The 1,678-nt window shown below is 69.8% G+C and carries 1 protein-coding gene; it reads left to right on the top strand.

From position 1 onward, the window contains the following. Positions 1-1,678 (top strand): AAA domain-containing protein (locus tag GA0115259_RS37960; protein ID WP_161230625.1); only part of this gene is annotated, 1,678 nt, incomplete at both ends.

Genomic DNA, 1,678 nt, shown 5'->3' with positions numbered 1-1,678 from the left:
CGCCCGCGCGAAGCTGGCGGGCGTCGCGGCGCGCGCGGTACTGGCCGCGGAGGCGGAAGCCCAGCAGAAGCGGATCGAGGGCCTGGACCAGCAGCGCAGAAAGATCCAGGACACCGTACGCGCCAAATGCCGGGTCATGGGAGCCACCGTCGCCAAGGCCGTCCAGTCGCGGAAGCTGCTGGACCGCGTGGACGTCGTCGTCATCGACGAGGCCGGAATGGTCAGCCTGCCCGAGGCATGGCTCGCCGCCGGACTGGCGGGAAAGCGGATCGTCGTCGCCGGAGACTTCCGTCAGCTGCCCGCGGTGACCAAGGGCGAGAGCGATCAGAAGGCGACGGAGGAGGAACGCGCCCACTCCCGCCGGTGGGCGGCCCGGGACACCTTCCACGCGGCCGGCCTGGTCACCGCTTCCGGAGCGGTCCGCCAGGATCCCAGGCTCGTGGCCCTGGACACCCAGTACCGTATGCGCGAGCCGATCTGTGAGCTCGTCAACGCCGTCGCCTACCCCGACGCGCCGCTCGCCACCGGTCGGGACGACCGCAGCGGGATCCCTTTCAACCCGCTGGTCGACGCGCCGGTCATCCTTGTCGACACCTCGAAGCAGCGGATCCCGGGACCCGACCACCGGTCCAACACGGTCAACGAGGCCGTCGTCCACGAGCTCGTACGAGGACTCCAGTACGAGGGAGTGCTCCCGGGCCGGAAGCACGAGAACACCGAGATCACGGCAGGCGGACGCGCGACCGACCGGCTGGCGGTCATCGCGCCGTACCGTGCCCAGGTCCAGGCCCTCAAGAGCAGCCTCACGTACCGGTTCGGCGAGGAGTACGAGGGCCTGGTCGACACCATCCACCGTTTCCAGGGCAGCCAGCGGCCCATCGTCGTACTCGACACGGCTGCCGGCGCGGGAAAGAGTCCCGGCTTCTTCTACACCGGTACGGGCCTGTCCTCCCAGACCTGCCGTCTGCTGAACGTCGCCCTCAGCCGGGCACAGGACCATCTGATCGTCGTCGCCGACCTCGAACACCTGCGGCAGCATCTGCCTCCGCACAGCGAGGCGCGCACGATGCTCGACCACCTGGAGAACCATGCGCAGGTGATGTCGGCCGACCAGCTCGTCCCGGTACGCGAGGCCGCCCAGCTCTCCGCCCTCTCCGAGGAGGAACTGGCGCGCCCTGCCTTCTTCCCCGCGGACGAGGTCTACAAGGCGGTGGAGTGGGACATCGCCCGGGCCGTCACGAGTATCGAGCTCTACTGCCCTTTCCTCGACCCGCAGCCGGTACGGAAATGGTCCGCGCTGTTCGGCGAGCGAACGGCCGCCGGTGTCCGGGTCGTTGTGTACACGCGGGCGGCGGAGGAGCAGCGGGACGCCGCCGCGGTCGAGCGCCATCAGCAGCGCATCGACCAGCTCCGCTCGGCCGGCTGCGAGGTGGACTTCCGGGAGCGCATGCACGAGAAGGTCCTCATCCTCGACAGCACGGTGCTCTGGCACGGCTCGCTCAACCTGCTCGCGAACCGTGGACCGACGGATCTCATGATGCGCTTCACCGATCCCGCCTCCTGCGCGCGGGTCAGCCGTATCGTCGAACTGGCTCGCAAGGACCGGGCCGCCTGGAATCCGCGTGCCGGCATGGCCTCCACGGCTGCGACGGCCACTACGGCTGCCACGGCTGGGGGC

This window comes from Streptomyces sp. MnatMP-M17, from assembly GCF_900091995.1.
Lineage (GTDB): Bacteria > Actinomycetota > Actinomycetes > Streptomycetales > Streptomycetaceae > Streptomyces.
Note: the sequence above shows the minus strand (reverse complement) of the source record. Positions and strands in the feature narration are given on the sequence as shown.